Annotated in this window: 16 protein-coding genes; 10 read left to right on the top strand and 6 right to left on the bottom strand. The window is 49.5% G+C overall.

The features are described 5' to 3' along the window. The first annotated feature begins 516 nt into the window (after positions 1 to 516). Positions 517 to 1,425 (top strand): HNH endonuclease, encoded by a 909-nt coding sequence (locus ACOKCT_RS21300; RefSeq protein WP_172693877.1) that lies wholly within the window; start codon positions 517 to 519, stop codon positions 1,423 to 1,425. A 185-nt stretch (positions 1,426 to 1,610) separates the two neighbouring features. On the opposite strand, the gene ACOKCT_RS21295 is transcribed toward ACOKCT_RS21300, so the two are convergent. From ACOKCT_RS21295 to silR, 4 genes are all read right to left on the bottom strand, one after another. Beyond that, positions 1,611 to 1,961, bottom strand: a complete 351-nt coding sequence (locus ACOKCT_RS21295; RefSeq protein ID WP_114388527.1) for a DUF305 domain-containing protein — start codon at positions 1,959 to 1,961, stop codon at positions 1,611 to 1,613. Positions 1,962 to 2,108: 147 nt separating this feature from the next. Continuing rightward, positions 2,109 to 2,540, bottom strand: coding sequence for a silver-binding protein SilE (gene silE, locus ACOKCT_RS21290; RefSeq protein WP_114388526.1), 432 nt, complete (start codon positions 2,538 to 2,540; stop codon positions 2,109 to 2,111). Positions 2,541 to 2,790: 250 nt separating this feature from the next. Further along, a complete protein-coding gene (silS, locus tag ACOKCT_RS21285; RefSeq protein WP_114388525.1) occupies positions 2,791 to 4,266 on the bottom strand; it encodes a copper/silver sensor histidine kinase SilS in 1,476 nt (491 codons plus the stop codon). After that, the gene (gene silR, locus ACOKCT_RS21280; protein ID WP_114388524.1) at positions 4,259 to 4,939 is read right to left on the bottom strand and encodes a copper/silver response regulator transcription factor SilR; all 681 of its coding nucleotides are present in this window, start codon (positions 4,937 to 4,939) and stop codon (positions 4,259 to 4,261) included. The genes silS and silR overlap by 8 nt, the downstream gene beginning before the upstream one ends. 189 nt (positions 4,940 to 5,128) lie before the next feature. Here silR and silC point away from each other — a divergent pair, with 189 nt between their 5' ends. The 7 genes from silC (at position 5,129) to ACOKCT_RS21245 (ending at position 14,797) form a co-directional block, all read left to right on the top strand. Beyond that, positions 5,129 to 6,514 carry a Cu(+)/Ag(+) efflux RND transporter outer membrane channel SilC gene (gene silC / locus ACOKCT_RS21275; protein ID WP_000475515.1) on the top strand — a complete coding sequence of 462 codons (1,386 nt, stop codon included), beginning with the start codon at positions 5,129 to 5,131 and terminating at the stop codon, positions 6,512 to 6,514. A gap of 28 nt (positions 6,515 to 6,542) precedes the next feature. Next, a complete protein-coding gene (cusF, locus tag ACOKCT_RS21270) occupies positions 6,543 to 6,896 on the top strand; it encodes a cation efflux system protein CusF (RefSeq protein WP_114388523.1) in 354 nt (117 codons plus the stop codon). Between the two features lie 113 nt (positions 6,897 to 7,009). Next, positions 7,010 to 8,302, top strand: coding sequence for a Cu(+)/Ag(+) efflux RND transporter periplasmic adaptor subunit SilB (silB, locus tag ACOKCT_RS21265; protein WP_001446341.1), 1,293 nt, complete (start codon positions 7,010 to 7,012; stop codon positions 8,300 to 8,302). 10 nt (positions 8,303 to 8,312) lie between these two features. Next, positions 8,313 to 11,459, top strand: a complete 3,147-nt coding sequence (gene silA / locus ACOKCT_RS21260) for a Cu(+)/Ag(+) efflux RND transporter permease subunit SilA (protein WP_172693862.1) — start codon at positions 8,313 to 8,315, stop codon at positions 11,457 to 11,459. Positions 11,460 to 11,544: 85 nt separating this feature from the next. After that, complete coding sequence (locus tag ACOKCT_RS21255; RefSeq protein ID WP_114388521.1) at positions 11,545 to 11,985, top strand: DUF411 domain-containing protein; 441 nt, start codon at positions 11,545 to 11,547, stop codon at positions 11,983 to 11,985. 126 nt (positions 11,986 to 12,111) lie between these two features. After that, positions 12,112 to 14,559 carry an Ag(+)-translocating P-type ATPase SilP gene (gene silP / locus ACOKCT_RS21250; RefSeq protein WP_023327683.1) on the top strand — a complete coding sequence of 816 codons (2,448 nt, stop codon included), beginning with the start codon at positions 12,112 to 12,114 and terminating at the stop codon, positions 14,557 to 14,559. Between the two features lie 40 nt (positions 14,560 to 14,599). Further along, entirely contained in the window at positions 14,600 to 14,797 is a 198-nt protein-coding gene (locus ACOKCT_RS21245) for a DUF2933 domain-containing protein (RefSeq protein ID WP_004388331.1), read from the top strand. Between the two features lie 33 nt (positions 14,798 to 14,830). Here the strand turns inward: ACOKCT_RS21245 and ACOKCT_RS21240 are convergent, their stop codons facing one another. Continuing rightward, positions 14,831 to 15,568 (bottom strand): peptidoglycan DD-metalloendopeptidase family protein, encoded by a 738-nt coding sequence (locus ACOKCT_RS21240; RefSeq protein ID WP_004388332.1) that lies wholly within the window; start codon positions 15,566 to 15,568, stop codon positions 14,831 to 14,833. 288 nt (positions 15,569 to 15,856) lie between these two features. Beyond that, positions 15,857 to 16,306, bottom strand: coding sequence for a copper resistance protein (locus tag ACOKCT_RS21235; protein WP_001023257.1), 450 nt, complete (start codon positions 16,304 to 16,306; stop codon positions 15,857 to 15,859). Positions 16,307 to 16,540: 234 nt separating this feature from the next. Between ACOKCT_RS21235 and pcoA the strand changes: the two genes are divergently transcribed. Together pcoA and pcoB are read left to right on the top strand one after the other, a co-directional pair. Continuing rightward, entirely contained in the window at positions 16,541 to 18,358 is a 1,818-nt protein-coding gene (pcoA, locus tag ACOKCT_RS21230) for a multicopper oxidase PcoA (RefSeq protein ID WP_000925242.1), read from the top strand. A 5-nt stretch (positions 18,359 to 18,363) separates the two neighbouring features. Beyond that, positions 18,364 to 19,254, top strand: a complete 891-nt coding sequence (pcoB, locus tag ACOKCT_RS21225) for a copper resistance outer membrane transporter PcoB (RefSeq protein WP_001378118.1) — start codon at positions 18,364 to 18,366, stop codon at positions 19,252 to 19,254. Positions 19,255 to 19,256: the final 2 nt, after the last annotated feature.

The raw sequence follows: 19,256 nt of genomic DNA, 5'->3' as shown, positions 1-19,256 counted from the left end.
GTAAAAAGCGAGGGTCATCGACGGAAATACCGGCTGGACAGGTGCGGTTCCGGTTCTCGCTTTCCGGAACCTGGCTGACAATATGTAACATTATCATTAAATTCAATTATGCCAGTTATTTTCATTCGCAAAATGTGAATAATGTGGCATACACGCCAGCATGAAATTATTGTTAACATTTTAAGTTCTGGATGGTTTTTCACTTGTTCAGTTAAAAGTGCAGGTCATTGAAAACATTGTACGGTTTTATTGACCGGAGACTATTTCATCATCGCGGATAATGAGCGGAATTAACTGTCCATTATATCTTGGCCAGACAGAAAACATGGTATAGTCGGTGATGGATGCTGAAGTTTAGTAATTTCAGAAATAATTTAATTTGAGATGCCATGACAATGGTTTTTCTGATTTACCAGAGCTGAAAATATGGCATACTGCAGATGTTACCTGACTGCACTCATACCGGGTAACGGACTGTGTATTGTGATGATTTTTTTATTACAGGAGGGGGTGATCGTGATCTATAAGATTTGCCAGGTAATTGACGGGGAGTACGTCTGCGACATTGATATCAGTGTGGAAGAATGGAAAAATCTGTTAATGAATGAAAAGGTTTTTGACTCTAAAAGTATTGAGGCGTTAAAAAAATGGTATATTGAACCAAATCATTCCTGCACATGTTTTGATATAGGCAAAAAGTACGACCAGCACAGTATGAGTGCTAATGGCGTTATTAACGGGCTCGGTGGTAGAGTTCAAAAAGAGCTAGGAAGGTTTGAAGTTAAAGGGATCGGTAATATAGCACCTGGCACAAAATTCATTACAGTCATGAAGAGTAAAGAAACCGGTGAAAAACCAAAAAGATACTTATGGACTATTCGTGATGAACTTGTTCAGGCAATTAAAGAGCTAGATTTATTTGGTGCGGAAGAAATAACCATCAATGAGTATTACTCAGACGATGAGTTGATCAACGCCATGGAAGCGAATAATACATTTGATATCGCCCAGACATTTGAATATACAGGGGAAGCTAAACCAAAGAAACATGCAATTGAAGTAAAAAATGGCGTCTCGTACCCAAGAAATAAAGGGGTTTCGAAAAATGCACTGAACAAAGCAGGTTACAGATGTGAAGTCGATGGTGAACACCCAACCTTCAGAAGGCGTAACTCTTCCCTGAATTATACTGAACCTCATCACATTGTACCTATGTCCAAACAGGATGATTTTAACACTTCGCTTGACGTCGAAGAAAATATAATATCGCTGTGTTGCAATTGCCATAAGCAAATTCACCTCGGCCAGGGATATGAAGAAATGCTTGAGAAAATATATAATGAGAGAAAGGAGTTATTAAAACAGGTAGCTATCGATATATCTCTGGAGGATTTGATTCGCTATTATAAAGGCGAGAACAGGTGAGTGTTATTCAATAGTAATGTTTTTACCTTGCTTGCAGAGAAGGTCATTATTTCCTGGTAGTTACCGATTTGGCGCGTAAAAATACAAAACCCGAAATTAATCGGGTTTGAATTATATAAAGATTAACAGACTCCCGCGCCCAGGAGCGATGTAAAATCACGCTTGTCGTGACGTTTCTGCAATGTTTACTTTTGACTATCAAGCCATTTATTCATCTGCTCAATTTCACCTTTTTGAGCTTTAATGATGTCCTGCGCGAGCTTTCTCATTTCCGGATCTTTTCCGTATTTTAGCTCGGTCTCAGCCATTGCTATTGCCCCTTCATGGTGCGCTACCATGCCTTTCGCAAAAGCCTTGTCGGGATCGGATTCATTTACGGCAGCCATCATTTTGTCATGCATGTCTTTCATGCCAGCCATATATTCCTGTGACGAAGCCGAGGTAGACATATCAGTCATTTTCATTTCTGAATGTTCTGCTGAAATCGCTGGCAGGGATAACATTAATACTGCAAATAAAGTGTTTCTGGCTTTCATAAAAAATATCCTTTTAGCGTTGATACCCGTTAACTGTAGCAGAATCTGATAAAAATGCCCCCTGTAGGGGGCAAAGATGTTGCCATATATCCGGTTACGGAAAAATCTATCAAGGAAATAAGGACAGCACAGATACTTCCCTAGCCGTCAGCCTGCACTGAGCATGCGACGATGCGCTTCGGCCATGGCCTGATGTGGGCCAGACTGACCGTTATTCATAAATTCATGGGCAACTGCAGCTCTTTCATGCTCATTCATTGCCGCTAATGACTTCGACGGCCCGGTAGGGGAAACGGTCTGACTTCCCATCATCCTCTGATGACTTTCCACCATTTTCTGGTGCGCATCCGCCGACCCGTTCGTCATGGTTTCATGAGCAATAATGGCCTGTTCATGCTGGTCCATACCGGCCATACGAGGTGCAGTCCCCTGGATCCCGACAGGAGCCGCAGCAGACTGCATCTGGTGAGCAGGTGCCTGTGCATTGTTGACCCGCTCATGGATATTCACGGTTTCAGTGGCCCCGGCCGAAGAAATTAAGCCAAAGCCCAGCAAGGATGCTAATACGATATTTTTCATGATAACTCTCCATTTCTTAATTAGTGATGTCCGGGGGAGTACAACCGGTGTTTTCAGTTCCATAACTGAAACAGGTTCGGAAGTGTTTATTTCTCCGGGAGGGGACTGGATATTCATTTCCTGGCGTACACTGACGCCGGATATTGATAAAGCAATCCAGCCTTCCTGATAAGTTGCACTAATTATATCGAATGGCTTCTGTTTGCTGCATGACAGGCTAATGACATCTTTGTCATTTAAATCTTTATTCTCAGTACTGGGTGTCCGGAATAATTTTCTCCAGTCTGGGCACGGATAAGATAAAACGCGTTGAGTGTACGTCCGATTCCACCTGCACTCTTCCGTGATGTGCTTCCACGATTGACTTCACAATCGCAAGGCCGATGCCGCTGCCTTCTCCTTTTCGTTGTCTGGACGGATCCACCCGATAAAAACGGTCAAACAACCTTGATAAATGCTCTTCAGGGATTGGTTTCCCCGGATTTTCAATCACAAGATTAAAAAAACTCTCCTGCTCCCTTATTGAGACGGTGATTGCTTGTCCCTCTGGGGTATAACGCAGGGCGTTGGATAACAGATTATTGATCGCTCTTCTGAACATTTGTGGATCTCCCTCAACCAGGCAGGGCATCCCGTTAAATTTGAGCATAATATTGCGTTCTTCGGCCCAGGCTTCGAAAAACTCGAAGACTTTCATGACTTCTGCTCTGAGGTCAAACCGAACCCTGTCAGGTATCAGCTGATTATTGTCCGCCTGTGCCAGGAACAGCATGTCGCTGACCATTTTGGTCATCCGGTTATACTCTTCAAGGCTGGAATAGAGGACATCCTCAAGTTCCTTCTGCGTTCGATCCTGACTCAGAGCTATTTCAGTCTGCGTCACCAGATTGGTGATGGGGGTTCTGATCTCGTGCGCGATATCGGCAGAGAAATTGGCCTGGCGGGTAAAAACATCCTCAATCTTTCCAATCATATGATTGAACGAGATAACCAGCTGCTCCAGCTCAATGGGAACGCGTGTCGGTTCCAGCCGCGCATCAAGATTCTCGGAGGTGATGTTTTTAATGGCATTGCTGACATTACGAAGGGGCAGGTGCCCCTGACGGACAGCAATGCGAATGATCAGAACAATCAGCAGGCTTATCACGACGGCAATCGCAATCAGATTTTTTTTCAGCGCATCGAGGTAATGGAGATGGAAATTAATGGAGAGGCCAGTCAGCATGACATAGTTCTGCTGTTTGCCCTGAAATGTCGCCTGGCCAGAGGAGGCGATAATCCGGTACGTTTCCATCTTCATTCCAGACCCGGTATCCATCGCTCTCGCAGGATCCTCCACCGTCCAGAGAAAGACATCCCGTGCGCGGCTGTGCTCGCTAAAATCGGCTGAATTCACGGCCGGGCGTAGTGCTGCCCCCTGCGCAGAACTGTACAGCACCTCACCCCGGGGATTGAGGAGCAAAAGGGCAACGTTGCGGTAGCTGGCGATCGATTCCTTTATTTTGCTTACTTTTTTTTCATCCGGATCTGCCGGGGACTGGAGTATACGGCTCAGTGTGGTGCTGATTTGTTGCAGATCGCTGACATCCTGCTCGGCAAAATGCTTTTCAACAGAATGGAGCATAAACCAGGTGAAGGCGATAAACGCCAGTATTGTGGACAGGCTGATAAAAAAGGTCAGCCGCAGAGCGAGTGAGAAAGGTCGTCTGGACGGTTTGCTATGCATCCGGGATCTCCAGCATGTAGCCCACGCCCCGCACTGTCTGGATCAGTTTTGTCCCGTAATCGTTGTCTATTTTAGCGCGGAGTCGCTTTACTGCGACATCAATCGCGTTAGTGTCGCTGTCAAAATTCATGTCCCAGACCTGAGAGGCAATCAGGGAGCGGGGAAGAACTTCTCCCTGATGGCGAATGAAGAATTCCAGCAGGCTGAACTCTTTACTGGTGAGCACAATGCGGTTCCCGGCGCGGCTGACTTTTCTGGATACGAGATCAACCGAGAGGTCAGCCACTTTAAGCTGGCTTTCCGTGATCATCGTGTTTCCCCGCCTGAGGAGGGTTCTTACCCGGGCGAGCAGTTCAGCAAACGCAAAGGGCTTCACCAGATAATCGTCCGCACCCAACTCAAGTCCTTTGACCCTGTGTTCAATCGTGCCAAGGGCCGTCAGCAGTAATACCGGCATCCCCTTTCCGGCACTGCGCAGCATACGGATGATATCCCAGCCGTTTACATCAGGCAGCATGATATCCAGGATGACTAAATCATAATCGGCTGTCATGGCAAGATGATATCCGGTCAGACCATTATCAGCATGATCCACGACGAACCCCGCCTCTGTCAGCCCCTTGCTGAGATATTCACCTGTTTTAATTTCGTCTTCAACGATTAATATTTTCATCATGCTCCCCGGCTGGCTACTAATGTCATTTTATTGCGCCCACGATCGTTATCAACGGATTACAGCAAAAATGACAACATTGTCATTATCCTGTCACCCGGCAAACAGAGAGCGTTCGGTAAAGTATCCCTATCAATACTCTGGACTTCGTTTGAACCATTTACCAGGTCTGCCTGTACGAGAAGCGTTATGTTCAAATTAAAATTACTCAGCATCAGTACCATATTCATCCTGGCAGGTTGTGTTTCTCTGGCACCTGAATATCAGCGTCCGCCAGCTCCGGTTCCCCAGCAGTTTTCATTGTCTAAAAACAGTCTGACGCCTGCGGTAAACAGCTATCAGGATACGGGCTGGCGAAACTTTTTTGTCGATCCCCAGGTCAGCAGGCTGATCGGTGAAGCCCTGAATAATAACCGTGATTTGAGAATGGCGGCCCTGAAGGTTGAAGAGGCCCGGGCCCAGTTCAACGTCACGGATGCAGATCGTTATCCCCAACTGAATGCCTCATCCGGGATCACATACAGCGGTGGTCTGAAAGGTGACAAGCCGACCACACAGGAGTACGACGCGGGTCTGGAGCTCAGCTATGAGCTCGATTTTTTTGGCAAACTTAAGAACATGAGTGAGGCTGATCGCCAGAACTACTTTGCCAGCGAAGAAGCCCGTCGTGCCGTACACATCCTGCTGGTCTCCAACGTTTCACAGAGCTATTTCAGCCAGCAACTGGCGTACGAACAACTCCGTATTGCGCGGGAAACGCTGAAAAATTATGAACAGTCTTATGCATTCGTTGAGCAACAACTGGTGACCGGGAGTACGAACGTTCTGGCGCTTGAACAAGCCAGGGGGCAAATCGAAAGTACCCGCGCCGAAATAGCCAAACGAGAAGGCGATCTGGCTCAGGCAAACAATGCCCTGCAACTGGTGCTGGGAACGTACCGCGCAGTTCCGTCAGAAAAAGGGATGAAAGGTGGGGAGATCGCACCAGTAAAATTGCCACCAAATCTGTCGTCACAAATATTGCTGCAGCGTCCGGATATTATGGAAGCGGAATACCAGTTGAAAGCGGCTGATGCTAATATTGGCGCAGCGCGAGCGGCTTTTTTCCCGTCCATTACCCTGACCAGTGGCCTCTCCTCAAGCAGTACGGAGCTGTCCAGCCTCTTTACGTCAGGAAGTGGAATGTGGAATTTTATTCCTAAAATTGAAATTCCTATATTTAATGCTGGCAGGAACAAAGCCAATCTGAAGCTGGCTGAAATTCGCCAGCAACAGTCCGTGGTTAATTACGAACAAAAAATTCAGTCAGCCTTTAAGGATGTTTCCGACACGCTTGCGCTGCGCGACAGCCTTAGCCAGCAACTTGAGTCACAGCAGCGTTATCTTGATTCACTTCAGATAACTCTACAGCGTGCCAGAGGATTGTATGCAAGTGGTGCTGTCAGTTACATCGAAGTGCTGGATGCAGAACGTTCCCTCTTCGCGACGCAGCAAACCATTCTCGATCTTACCTATTCCCGACAGGTTAACGAAATTAATCTGTTTACCGCGCTGGGTGGCGGTTGGGTAGAGTAAATTTATTCAATTAATCAGGAAATTAAAAATGCATAATTCACTTAAAGCCGTTTTATTTGGTGCCTTTTCTGTCATGTTTTCTGCCGGTCTTCATGCTGAAACACATCAGCATGGCGATATGAATGCTGCCAGTGATGCTTCGGTACAGCAGGTTATCAAGGGCACCGGTATCGTTAAAGACATTGATATGAATAGTAAAAAGATTACCATTTCGCACGAAGCAATCCCGGCGGTGGGCTGGCCTGCAATGACCATGCGCTTCACTTTTGTTAATGCAGACGACGCTATCAATGCCCTGAAAACCGGCAACCATGTCGATTTCTCGTTTATTCAGCAGGGCAATATCTCCTTACTCAAAAGCATTAACGTTACGCAATCCTGATTAACAGTCCGGAGCGAATACATCCAGTGCGCCTGAACATTCATTATGGGATTACTATGAATGAATGATCGGGCGCATATGCCAGGTGTTTTGATTTTTCAGCGAGAAATTGTATGGCTTCTTTAAAGATAAAATATGCTGCAATAATTATCAGCAGCCTCATAGCAGGAGGGCTGATATCGGTTACTGCCTGGCAGTATTTAAACTCATCACAAAAAACAGTACCAGCAGAACAAAAGGCACCGGAGAAAAAGGTACTTTTCTGGTATGACCCGATGAAACCGGATACCAAATTTGATAAACCCGGAAAATCTCCCTTTATGGATATGGACCTGGTGCCGAAATATGCTGATGAAAGTGGCGATAAAAGCAGTGGCGGGATCCGTATCGATCCAACTCAGGTTCAGAATCTGGGATTAAAAACGCAAAAAGTCACGCGAGGAATGCTGAATTATTCTCAGACAATCCCGGCTAATGTCAGTTACAACGAATATCAGTTTGTCATTGTGCAGGCGCGTTCTGACGGTTTCGTCGAAAAAGTGTATCCCCTGACGATTGGCGATCATGTGAAGAAAGGCACTCCGCTTATCGATATCACCATTCCTGAATGGGTTGAGGCACAAAGTGAGTTTCTGCTGTTATCCGGTACAGGCGGTACGCCAACCCAGATAAAAGGGGTTCTGGAGCGACTTCGTCTGGCTGGTATGCCGGAAGAGGATATTCAAAGGCTGCGTTCAACCCGCACAATCCAGACCCGTTTTACCATTAAAGCACCTATTGATGGTGTCATTACTGCATTTGACCTGCGCACAGGCATGAATATTTCGAAAGATAAGGTGGTGGCTCAGATTCAGGGGATGGACCCGGTCTGGATCAGCGCTGCAGTGCCAGAATCTATCGCCTATCTGCTGAAAGATACGTCGCAGTTTGAAATTTCGGTACCGGCTTATCCGGATAAAACATTCCATGTCGAAAAATGGAACATTCTTCCCAGCGTGGATCAGACAACCCGCACGCTTCAGGTCCGCCTCCAGGTTACTAACAAGGATGAGTTTCTCAAGCCGGGCATGAATGCCTATCTCAAACTGAATACCCAAAGTCAGGAGATGCTGCTGATACCAAGCCAGGCCGTTATCGATACCGGCAAAGAACAGCGCGTGATTACTGTTGATGATGAAGGCAAGTTTGTGCCGAAACAGATCCACGTTCTGCATGAATCACAGCAACAGTCTGGCATTGGCTCCGGTCTTAATGAAGGCGATACCGTGGTGGTCAGTGGCCTGTTCCTCATTGACTCCGAAGCCAATATTACGGGCGCGCTGGAACGTATGCGCCACCCTGAAAAAACAGAAAACAGTATGCCAGCAATGTCTGAGCAGCCTGTAAATATGCATTCAGGGCACTGAGGAGACGACGATGATTGAATGGATTATCCGGCGCTCTGTCGCCAACCGTTTCCTGGTCATGATGGGCGCACTGTTTCTCAGCATCTGGGGCACATGGACGATAATTAACACGCCGGTCGATGCGCTGCCTGACCTGTCAGATGTGCAGGTCATTATTAAAACCAGCTATCCCGGACAGGCCCCGCAGATTGTAGAAAACCAGGTCACCTATCCGCTTACCACCACCATGCTGTCCGTACCTGGCGCAAAAACCGTGCGTGGCTTTTCACAGTTCGGTGATTCGTATGTGTATGTCATTTTTGAAGACGGGACCGATCTGTACTGGGCCCGTTCGCGCGTGCTGGAATACCTGAATCAGGTTCAGGGCAAACTGCCTGCGGGTGTGAGCTCTGAAATCGGCCCGGACGCTACGGGAGTGGGCTGGATATTTGAATATGCCCTGGTCGATCGCAGCGGAAAACACGACCTTTCAGAACTGCGTTCTTTGCAGGACTGGTTTCTGAAATTTGAACTGAAGACCATCCCGAACGTGGCTGAGGTAGCCTCGGTTGGTGGCGTGGTGAAGCAGTACCAGATTCAGGTCAATCCGGTAAAACTGTCCCAGTATGGGATCAGCCTTCCCGAAGTGAAACAGGCTCTTGAATCGTCTAACCAGGAGGCCGGTGGTTCATCCGTTGAAATAGCCGAAGCGGAGTATATGGTCCGCGCCAGCGGCTATCTGCAGAGCATTGATGATTTTAATAACATCGTCCTGAAAACAGGCGAGAACGGCGTGCCGGTTTATTTGCGGGATGTTGCCCGCGTGCAGACAGGGCCTGAAATGCGGCGTGGTATTGCCGAACTGAACGGCCAGGGGGAAGTCGCTGGCGGCGTGGTGATCCTGCGGTCGGGTAAAAACGCGCGTGACGTAATCACGGCAGTGAGGGATAAACTGGAGACACTGAAGGCCAGTCTGCCGGAAGGTGTTGAAATCGTGACCACCTACGATCGCAGCCAGTTAATCGACCGGGCGATTGATAACCTCAGTTCCAAACTTCTGGAAGAGTTTATCGTGGTGGCCATCGTCTGTGCCCTGTTCCTGTGGCACGTACGTTCTGCCCTGGTGGCGATTATCTCTCTGCCGCTTGGCCTGTGTATCGCCTTTATCGTCATGCACTTCCAGGGACTGAACGCCAATATCATGTCGCTGGGAGGGATAGCTATTGCCGTCGGTGCGATGGTGGATGCCGCCATTGTGATGATTGAGAATGCGCATAAACGGCTAGAGGAGTGGGATCATCAGCATCCGGGTGAGCAGATTGACAACGCCACCCGCTGGAAGGTGATTACCGACGCCTCCGTGGAAGTGGGACCCGCACTGTTTATCAGCCTGCTGATCATCACCCTGTCCTTTATTCCTATCTTTACCCTGGAAGGTCAGGAAGGACGTCTGTTTGGCCCGCTGGCATTCACGAAAACGTACTCCATGGCGGGCGCGGCCGCGCTGGCCATCATTGTCATTCCGATCCTGATGGGATTCTGGATCCGGGGAAAAATTCCTGCCGAGACCAGTAACCCCCTGAACCGGGTGCTGATCAAAGCGTATCATCCATTGCTGCTGCGGGTCCTCCACTGGCCAAAAACAACCCTGCTGGTTGCGGCCTTGTCCATTTTCACCGTTATCTGGCCATTGAGTCAGGTGGGGGGGGAGTTTCTGCCGAAGATCAATGAGGGCGACCTGCTGTATATGCCGTCAACATTGCCTGGCGTCTCTCCGGCAGAAGCTGCAGCACTCCTGCAGACGACGGACAAGTTAATCAAAAGCGTTCCTGAAGTGGCCTCTGTATTTGGCAAGACCGGTAAAGCAGAGACCGCAACGGATTCCGCACCGCTTGAAATGGTGGAAACCACGATCCAGCTCAAACCTGAGGATCAGTGGCGTCCGGGTATGACGATTGACAAGATTATTGAAGAACTCGACAAGACCGTCCGTTTACCGGGTCTGGCAAACCTGTGGGTTCCGCCAATCCGTAACCGTATTGATATGCTCTCAACCGGGATCAAAAGCCCGATAGGTATCAAGGTCTCAGGGACTGTCCTGGCCGATATTGATGCGACTGCGCAGAGTATCGAGGCGGTAGCCAAAACCGTGCCGGGCGTGGTGTCTGCCCTGGCTGAGCGACTTGAAGGCGGGCGTTACATCGATATCGATATCAACCGGGAAAAAGCGTCCCGTTACGGTATGACTGTCGGTGATGTACAGCTGTTTGTCTCATCAGCCATCGGCGGCGCAACGGCAGGGGAAACGGTTGAAGGCGTGGCCCGCTACCCGATTAATATTCGCTATCCGCAGGATTACCGGAACAGTCCAAATGCATTGAAACAGATGCCGATCCTGACCCCGATGAAGCAGCAGATCACGCTGGGCGATGTCGCGGATATTAAGGTCGTTTCAGGGCCGACTATGCTGAAAACGGAAAATGCCCGTCCAGCCAGCTGGATTTACATTGACGCGCGCGGCAGGGATATGGTGTCGGTGGTTAATGATATTAAAACGGCTATCAGTCAGAAAGTGAAACTGAGACCGGGTACCAGCGTGTCATTCTCCGGACAATTTGAACTGCTTGAGCACGCCAACAAGAAACTTAAACTGATGGTGCCGATGACGGTGATGATCATTTTCATCCTGTTGTATCTGGCGTTCCGCCGGGTTGATGAAGCATTGTTGATCCTGATGAGTCTGCCGTTCGCCCTGGTTGGCGGGATATGGTTCCTGTACTGGCAGGGCTTCCATATGTCAGTCGCAACCGGAACCGGGTTTATCGCCCTGGCCGGTGTGGCAGCAGAGTTTGGCGTGGTCATGCTGATGTATCTGCGTCATGCCATTGAAGCGCATCCGGAACTGTCAAACAAGGAAACGTTCACACCGGAAGGTCTTGATGAAGCCCTTTATCATGGTGCCGTGCTGCGTGTCCGCCCGAAAGCCATGACCGTGGCGGTGATCATCGCGGGTCTGCTGCCGATACTCTGGGGAACCGGCGCAGGTTCAGAAGTCATGAGCCGTATTGCGGCCCCCATGATTGGCGGGATGATCACAGCTCCGCTGCTGTCCCTGTTCATTATTCCTGCCGCCTATAAACTCATCTGGCTGCGCAGACATAAAAAGAGCGTGTCATAACCCTGAAAGGACACCCCTGCAGGTGTCCTTTTGCATAAATTCACCCTGACGTCAGGGTTTATATCGATAACATACAGAGGTGAGTATGAAAAAAATAATTTTAATGACCCTGGCTTTTGGCCTTTCACTGCCGGCAATGGCAGGTGAAAAAGTAATAGACATGTACAAGTCTGAAAACTGTGGTTGCTGTTCCCTGTGGGGCAAGGCGATGGAAAAGGACGGGTTTGAGGTGCGGACCCACGTCATGAATGATCAGGCTCTGTCAGCCCTGAAAGAAAAATATGCTGTTCCTGCTGGACTGAGAAGCTGTCATACCGCAGTTACTGGTAATTTGATCATTGAAGGTCATGTGCCTGCAGCCACGATACATAAGGCAATGCAGTCTGGTTCAGGGATTTATGGCCTTGCCACCCCCGGCATGCCTGCGGGAAGCCCGGGAATGGAGATGGGGGCCCGTAAAGAGGCTTACGATGTTATCGCATTCTCCCCGGAGGGCAGTAAAAAGATCTTCCAGCGAATCAAATAGTCAGCGGAACGGCTGATAACGGGACGCCGGTAGCAGGCACTCCTGTGCCGGCGATATTCGTGGTAATCGCATCCATGACATACCCTGAAGACAGAAGATGCTTCGGTATGCATAAGGAGAGTTACTGTGAAAAATGACAATGCAGTGCAACACAACAACCAGACTGCTTCTGAGCAGACATTATCCCCGGACGAGGGCCACGTATTGCATAAGGTGAGAGATCCCGTGTGCGGGATGGTCATCCTGCCTGACAAGGCGCACAGCAGCATTCGATACCAGGACCATCAGCTTTATTTCTGCTCCGCCAGCTGTGAGAGCAAATTTAAAGCCCATCCCGATCATTATTTTACCGAAGATGCCAGTGAACATTCCCATCACCATCACCACGATCATCACGAAGTCAGCCCTGATCAGATAAAACAGCCTCACAACCAGGCGGAAAAAGAGAATTCTGAAGGTGTGTGGACATGTCCGATGCACCCGGAGATACGCCGCAGTGGTCCCGGAAGCTGTCCTGTCTGTGGAATGGCACTGGAGCCGCTCGTAGCTACGGCATCCACGGGGCCGAGTGATGAACTTCACGACATGACAAGACGCTTCTGGCTGGGGTTGTTGCTGGCGTTTCCGGTTCTGGTACTCGAAATGGGATCTCATCTGTTTCCCGACTTGAGGAATACAGTACCGCCACAGTACAACACATGGCTGCAGTTGCTTCTGGCCTCCCCTGTCGTGTTGTGGTGTGGCTGGCCATTCTTCGCCCGGGCCGGAATGTCGTTACGTAACCGCTCCCTGAATATGTTTACCCTTGTTGCAATGGGGACCGGCGTAGCCTGGGTTTACAGCGTCATTGCAACCGTCTTCCCCTCCTGGTTTCCTGCATCGTTCAGAAACATGGATGGCCTGGTGGCCGTTTATTTTGAAGCCGCAGCAGTTATTACGGTGCTTGTTCTGCTGGGACAGGTTCTTGAGCTGCGGGCACGGGAACAAACCTCAGGCGCCATTACTGCGCTTCTGAACCTTGCCCCCAAAACCGCCAGACGGCTGGATCATGACGGTCATGAAACGGATATTAATGCGGAAGATGTCCTGCCTGGCGATAAGCTCCGCATCAGACCTGGAGAGAGTATTCCGGTCGACGGTATCGTGATCGAAGGCAAAACAACCGTGGATGAATCGATGGTGACCGGGGAGTCTATGCCGGTTACCAAAACGAAGGGTGACCCTGTCATTGGGGGGACGATTAATCAGACAGGTAGTCTTATCATCCGTGCAGAGAAAGTCGGTGATGAAACGATGCTCTCACGAATTGTTCAGATGGTCGCTGATGCACAGCGTTCGCGTGCCCCCATCCAGAGAATGGCAGACAGCGTTTCAGGCTGGTTTGTTCCTCTGGTGATACTTATCGCGGTTGTTGCTTTCTTGATCTGGTCTGTCTGGGGGCCCGAGCCCAGGATGGCGCACGGTCTCATTGCGGCTGTGTCGGTCCTGATTATTGCCTGTCCCTGCGCGCTGGGACTGGCCACGCCGATGTCGATAATGGTGGGGGTGGGCAAAGGCGCCCAGGCCGGGGTGTTAATCAAGAATGCCGAAGCCCTTGAGCGTCTTGAAAAAGTGGACACGCTGGTTGTCGACAAAACAGGCACGCTCACGGAAGGTTCGCCTACGGTGACAGGGATTATCAGTCTCAGTCCGGGTGGGGAAATATCTCTTTTACGTGTAACAGCTGCAGTGGAAAAAGGTTCGCAGCATCCGTTGGGTATGGCTGTTGTCAGAGCCGCGCATGAAAAGGGGATCGTGATACCTGCCGTCAGTAATTTCAATGCCCCGTCGGGGAAAGGTGTCTCAGGCGATGTCGAAGGTCAACGGGTTGTTATTGGTAATGAACTGGCTATGCAGGAAAACAGTATCGTTATTGATAATCAAAAGGCCGTTGCGGATACGTTGCGGATGGAAGGCGCTACCGTTATCTATGTGGCCACAGACGGGAACCTTGCAGGCCTGATAGCTATCTCGGATCCCGTGAAAGCAACCACGCCGGATGCGCTTAAAGCTTTGCGTCAGGCGGGGATCCGCATTGTTATGCTCACCGGGGATAACCAGCTTACTGCTGAAGCAGTCGCACGGAAACTGGGAATAGATGAGGTTGAAGCCGGGATTCTGCCGGATGGCAAAAAAGCAGTGATAACCCGACTGAAAGAGTCTGGCCATGTGGTTGCGATGGCCGGAGACGGTGTGAATGATGCCCCGGCGCTGGCAGCGGCTGACGTGGGTATAGCCATGGGAACGGGTACAGATGTGGCAATAGAAAGTGCTGGCGTTACCCTTCTCAAAGGCGATTTGATGATACTCAACAGGGCCCGTCATCTGTCAGAGATCACCATGAAAAATATCCGGCAGAATCTGTTTTTTGCGTTTATCTACAATGCTCTTGGGGTGCCTGTAGCTGCAGGTCTGCTTTATCCTGTGTATGGAATACTGCTGTCGCCAGTTATTGCGGCGGCGGCCATGGCCCTTTCCTCCGTTAGCGTCATTGCAAATGCGTTGCGTCTGAAAAGTGTCAGGCTCGGGAAATAACACTGAGTGAAGGGGCTGTTACGAACAGAAGGAGTCCGGTATGAAAAGTACAACCTATGCGCTTATTGCTGTCGCCGCGATTGCGGCATTTGCTCTCCTGCGCGAACACTGGTCACATGTGGCAGGCTACTGGCCATATCTGTTACTGCTGCTTTGTCCGCTCATGCATCTTTTCCACGGTCACGGGGGGCATGGAGATCATCAACATCACGGAAGTGAAAACGATAAAAAAAATTAATCCGGCAGACGGGACCGCGTCGCGGTCCCGTTATCAGTCCAGGTATCGTTCGTAGTCTCTGGCATGCGCAAAGGCATGCTGTTCGAGTTTGTTATCAGCGGGTGCCGCCGTCCGGAACGCCAGTGAGTTAACAGGATTGTTATTGATGACCAGCTCGTAATGCAGATGAGGACCGGATGAACGTCCGCTGTTACCGGATAACGCAATAGCGTCTCCCCGGGTAACCCTGGCCCCTTTAGTAACGAGTATTTTATTGAGGTGGAGATAGCGAGTTTTAACACCGGCTTTTCCCGTTACTTCAACAAAATATCCCATGGTACTGTTGTATTCGGCCCGGGTGATTTTTCCGTCGATGACGCTGACTATTTTCGTGTTCATGGGCATGGAATAATCAATGCCATTATGGGGACTCACTTTTCCCGATACCGGGTTAAGTCTTGCAGGATTGAAAGGCGAACTGAGTCTTGCTGTGGCCGGTAACGGATAATCGAGACTGCCTTTCCCGGAAGTATCGGAAAGGTTATAGAACTTTTTATCTGATATACGATACGCCGTGTAATTAAATGAACCGGACGTAAATTTATAGGCCACGACACGTGATTTTCCCGCTTTCTTTTGCAGTACGAGTTTTAATGATTCATTTTTTTTCAAATGCCGCAGATTAAACCGGGAAGGCAAGGAGCGCTGAAGAGTAGCGATCTCGTTCGATTCCAGCCCCGAGCGGGTGGCTGAAAGGTAGGCATTTTCTTTTACGACATCGGTAGAATACATTTACTGGAATTCGCCGTTAGCATGAACACTGCGGCGTATGCTAGGGGTTTTCAGGAGGCGTGTCATCTGTCAGTTAATCGGGAGCACCGTTGATGGTCGTCATTTTTGTAACATATCTTGTTTCCCGTTTGCTCCGGAAGCTCTGGGAACTGTATGACCAGCCCGACGGTGATGATTAACGGGACTGAAACAGGTTACGGCAGAGCAATATGGGGCTCATGTCCTGCTACGTAACCCGTCAGTAAAGCCCTGCTGCGCACCTGACGCTAAGCACTAACCCGCCTGCAGTTACCTGGTCGAATACAGCCCGCGAAGCTTTCTTGCCTGCGTCTGATGTGCTTCCGCACCGGCATTATTGACCTGCTCATGCACGAGAGCGGCTTTTTCTCCGGCATTCAGTTCGTTAAAAGAAGAAGACGAGGTCTTTGAATTTGCATCACTGCCGGACAGCATTTTTTTATGTTCCTCAATCATTTTCTGATGCGCATAGGACGCGCTGTTGTTCATAAATGAATGAGCAACAATGGCCCTTTCATGTTCATTCATTTCAGAGAATGAGGGCGTGTTGTTTTTATTAACCCTGTCCGGTAAGTTTTCATGCGTCGAGGAATTCACATGACTGACGGCTGAGGCATTATTAACAAATCGATGTGCTTCATGGGCAATATCACTGGACTGAGCAAAAGCTGCCCCACAAAATAAAGCTGTAAACGCAGTGGTCGTGATTAATATATTCATGTGTAATTACCTTCTGAGGTACATAAAAGATGTCCTTATGATCATATATAAAAATAATCAACCTGTGGGGAAGATGACGTAAATGTAATACAGCTATGTACATTACACGATTGTAATGAATTTGTTTCTTAATGTGTGCTAGATTCATTTCATTGTAAGTGGATGAACCAGTAATTTAATTTAAATCGGTTCTCGAATTCTGTCAGTAACCATACTTTAAATAAGGGAATGCGCATGCTGTTGAAAACGTCTCGACGAACTTTCCTGAAGGGGTTAACCCTCTCTGGCGTAGCCGGAAGTCTTGGCGTATGGAGTTTCAATGCGCGTTCCAGTCTGAGCCTGCCAGTTGCCGCATCCCTGCAGGGTACTCAGTTTGACCTGACCATTGGTGAAACGGCCGTCAATATCACGGGCAGTGAGCGTCAGGCCAAAACAATCAATGGAGGCCTGCCGGGGCCCGTTCTTCGCTGGAAAGAAGGTGACACCATTACCCTGAAGGTCAAAAACCGTCTTAATGAACAGACGTCCATTCACTGGCACGGCATTATTCTTCCGGCCAATATGGATGGTGTTCCGGGGCTGAGTTTTATGGGCATAGAGCCTGATGATACCTACGTTTACACCTTTAAGGTTAAGCAGAACGGGACTTACTGGTACCACAGCCATTCCGGTCTGCAGGAACAGGAGGGGGTATACGGTGCCATTATCATCGATGCCAGGGAGCCAGAACCGTTTGCTTACGATCGTGAGCATGTGGTCATGTTGTCTGACTGGACCGATGAAAATCCTCACAGCCTGCTGAAAAAATTAAAAAAACAGTCGGATTACTACAATTTCAATAAACCAACCGTTGGCTCTTTTTTCCGCGACGTGAATACCAGGGGGCTGTCAGCCACCATTGCCGATCGGAAAATGTGGGCTGAAATGAAAATGAATCCGACTGACCTCGCGGATGTCAGTGGCTACACCTACACCTATCTCATGAACGGGCAGGCCCCGCTGAAAAACTGGACCGGACTGTTCCGTCCCGGTGAAAAGATACGCTTACGGTTTATCAACGGCTCGGCAATGACCTATTTCGATATCCGTATCCCCGGGCTGAAAATGACGGTCGTGGCTGCAGATGGCCAGTATGTAAACCCGGTTACCGTTGACGAATTCAGGATTGCCGTTGCCGAAACCTATGATGTCATTGTGGAGCCTCAGGGTGAGGCCTATACCATCTTCGCACAATCCATGGACAGGACCGGTTACGCTCGAGGGACACTGGCCACGAGAGAGGGGTTAAGTGCTGCCGTTCCCCCCCTCGATCCCCGTCCTCTGTTGACCATGGAAGATATGGGTATGGGGGGAATGGGACATGATATGGCAGGAATGGACCACAGCCAGATGGGAGGCATGGATAACAGCGGAGAGATGATGTCTATGGACGGTGCTGACCTTCCGGATAGCGGGACATCCTCCGCGCCCATGGATCACAGCAGCATGGCCGGTATGGATCATTCCCGGATGGCCGGAATGCCGGGTATGCAAAGTCATCCTGCGTCAGAAACGGATAACCCACTGGTTGATATGCAGGCGATGAGCGTCTCTCCGAAATTAAATGATCCGGGTATTGGTCTTCGAAATAACGGAAGAAAGGTTCTCACGTACGCGGATTTGAAAAGCCGCTTTGAGGATCCTGACGGACGTGAACCTGGCCGTACCATAGAACTGCATTTAACCGGCCACATGGAAAAGTTTGCCTGGTCATTTAACGGAATCAAGTTTTCAGATGCCGCACCGGTGCTGCTGAAATACGGTGAGCGGCTCAGGATCACGCTGATCAACGATACCATGATGACTCACCCCATTCACCTGCATGGTATGTGGAGCGATCTGGAAGATGAAAACGGTAATTTCATGGTTCGTAAACACACAATAGATGTTCCCCCTGGTACAAAACGCAGTTACAGAGTGACAGCAGATGCGCTTGGCCGCTGGGCGTATCACTGCCATTTGCTCTATCACATGGAAATGGGAATGTTTCGTGAAGTCCGGGTGGAGGAATGATGCGAATGAAGAGAAATTTGAAGGCCATACCTGTTCTGGTCGCCGGTTTGTTTACCTCACAGCTTTCTATTGCGGCGGGCTCCGTCTCTGCAGATCCCCACGCCGGGCACGACATGTCTGCCATGCAGATGCCAGCAGATGAGAATTTCACTGAGATGACGTCAATGGAGCCCATTGTAACTGAGAGCAGAACGCCAATTCCGCCTGTTACCGATGCCGACCGGAAGGCTGCATTCGGCAATTTACAGGGGCATGCGATTCACGACAGTGCGATTAATTATCTGGTTCTGCTGGATCAACTGGAATGGCAACGGTCGGATAACACCAACAATTTCAGCTGGAGTGTTAACAGCTGGATTGGAGGCGACACAGATCGGATTTGGCTAAAGAGTGAAGGTGAACGAAGCAATGGGGAAACGGAGGCGGCTGAAGCGCAGTTACTCTGGGGACATGCGGTTGGCCCATGGTGGGATTTGGTTGCGGGTGTCAGGCAGGATTTCAGACCTGCTTCTGCCCGGACCTGGGCTGCTGTCGGTTTTCAGGGGCTGGCACTCTATAATTTTGAGTCTGAAATTACGGGTTTTGTCAGTAATGGCGGAAAAGCAGCCCTTCGTCTGGGAGGAGAATACGACGTTTTACTGACTAACCGGCTCATACTCCAGCCATCCTATGAGGTGAATTTCTACAGTCAGGATGATGAATCGCGGGGTCGCGGCAGGGGACTGACTGACACAGAGCTGGGGCTCCGGCTGCGCTATGAAATACGCCGTGAGTTTGCACCCTATATAGGCGTTTCCTGGAATCAACTTTACGGGAAAACATCCGATATGGCGAAAAGAGAAGGTGAGAAAGACCATCAGGTAGTATTCCTGGCGGGAGCCAGAATCTGGTTTTAACG

Origin of the sequence: Leclercia sp. M-A074-M, from assembly GCF_965195605.1 — a bacterium.
Lineage (GTDB): Bacteria > Pseudomonadota > Gammaproteobacteria > Enterobacterales > Enterobacteriaceae > Enterobacter.
The sequence above is the reverse complement of the archived record's forward strand: the minus strand, read 5'-3'. Positions and strand labels throughout refer to the sequence as shown.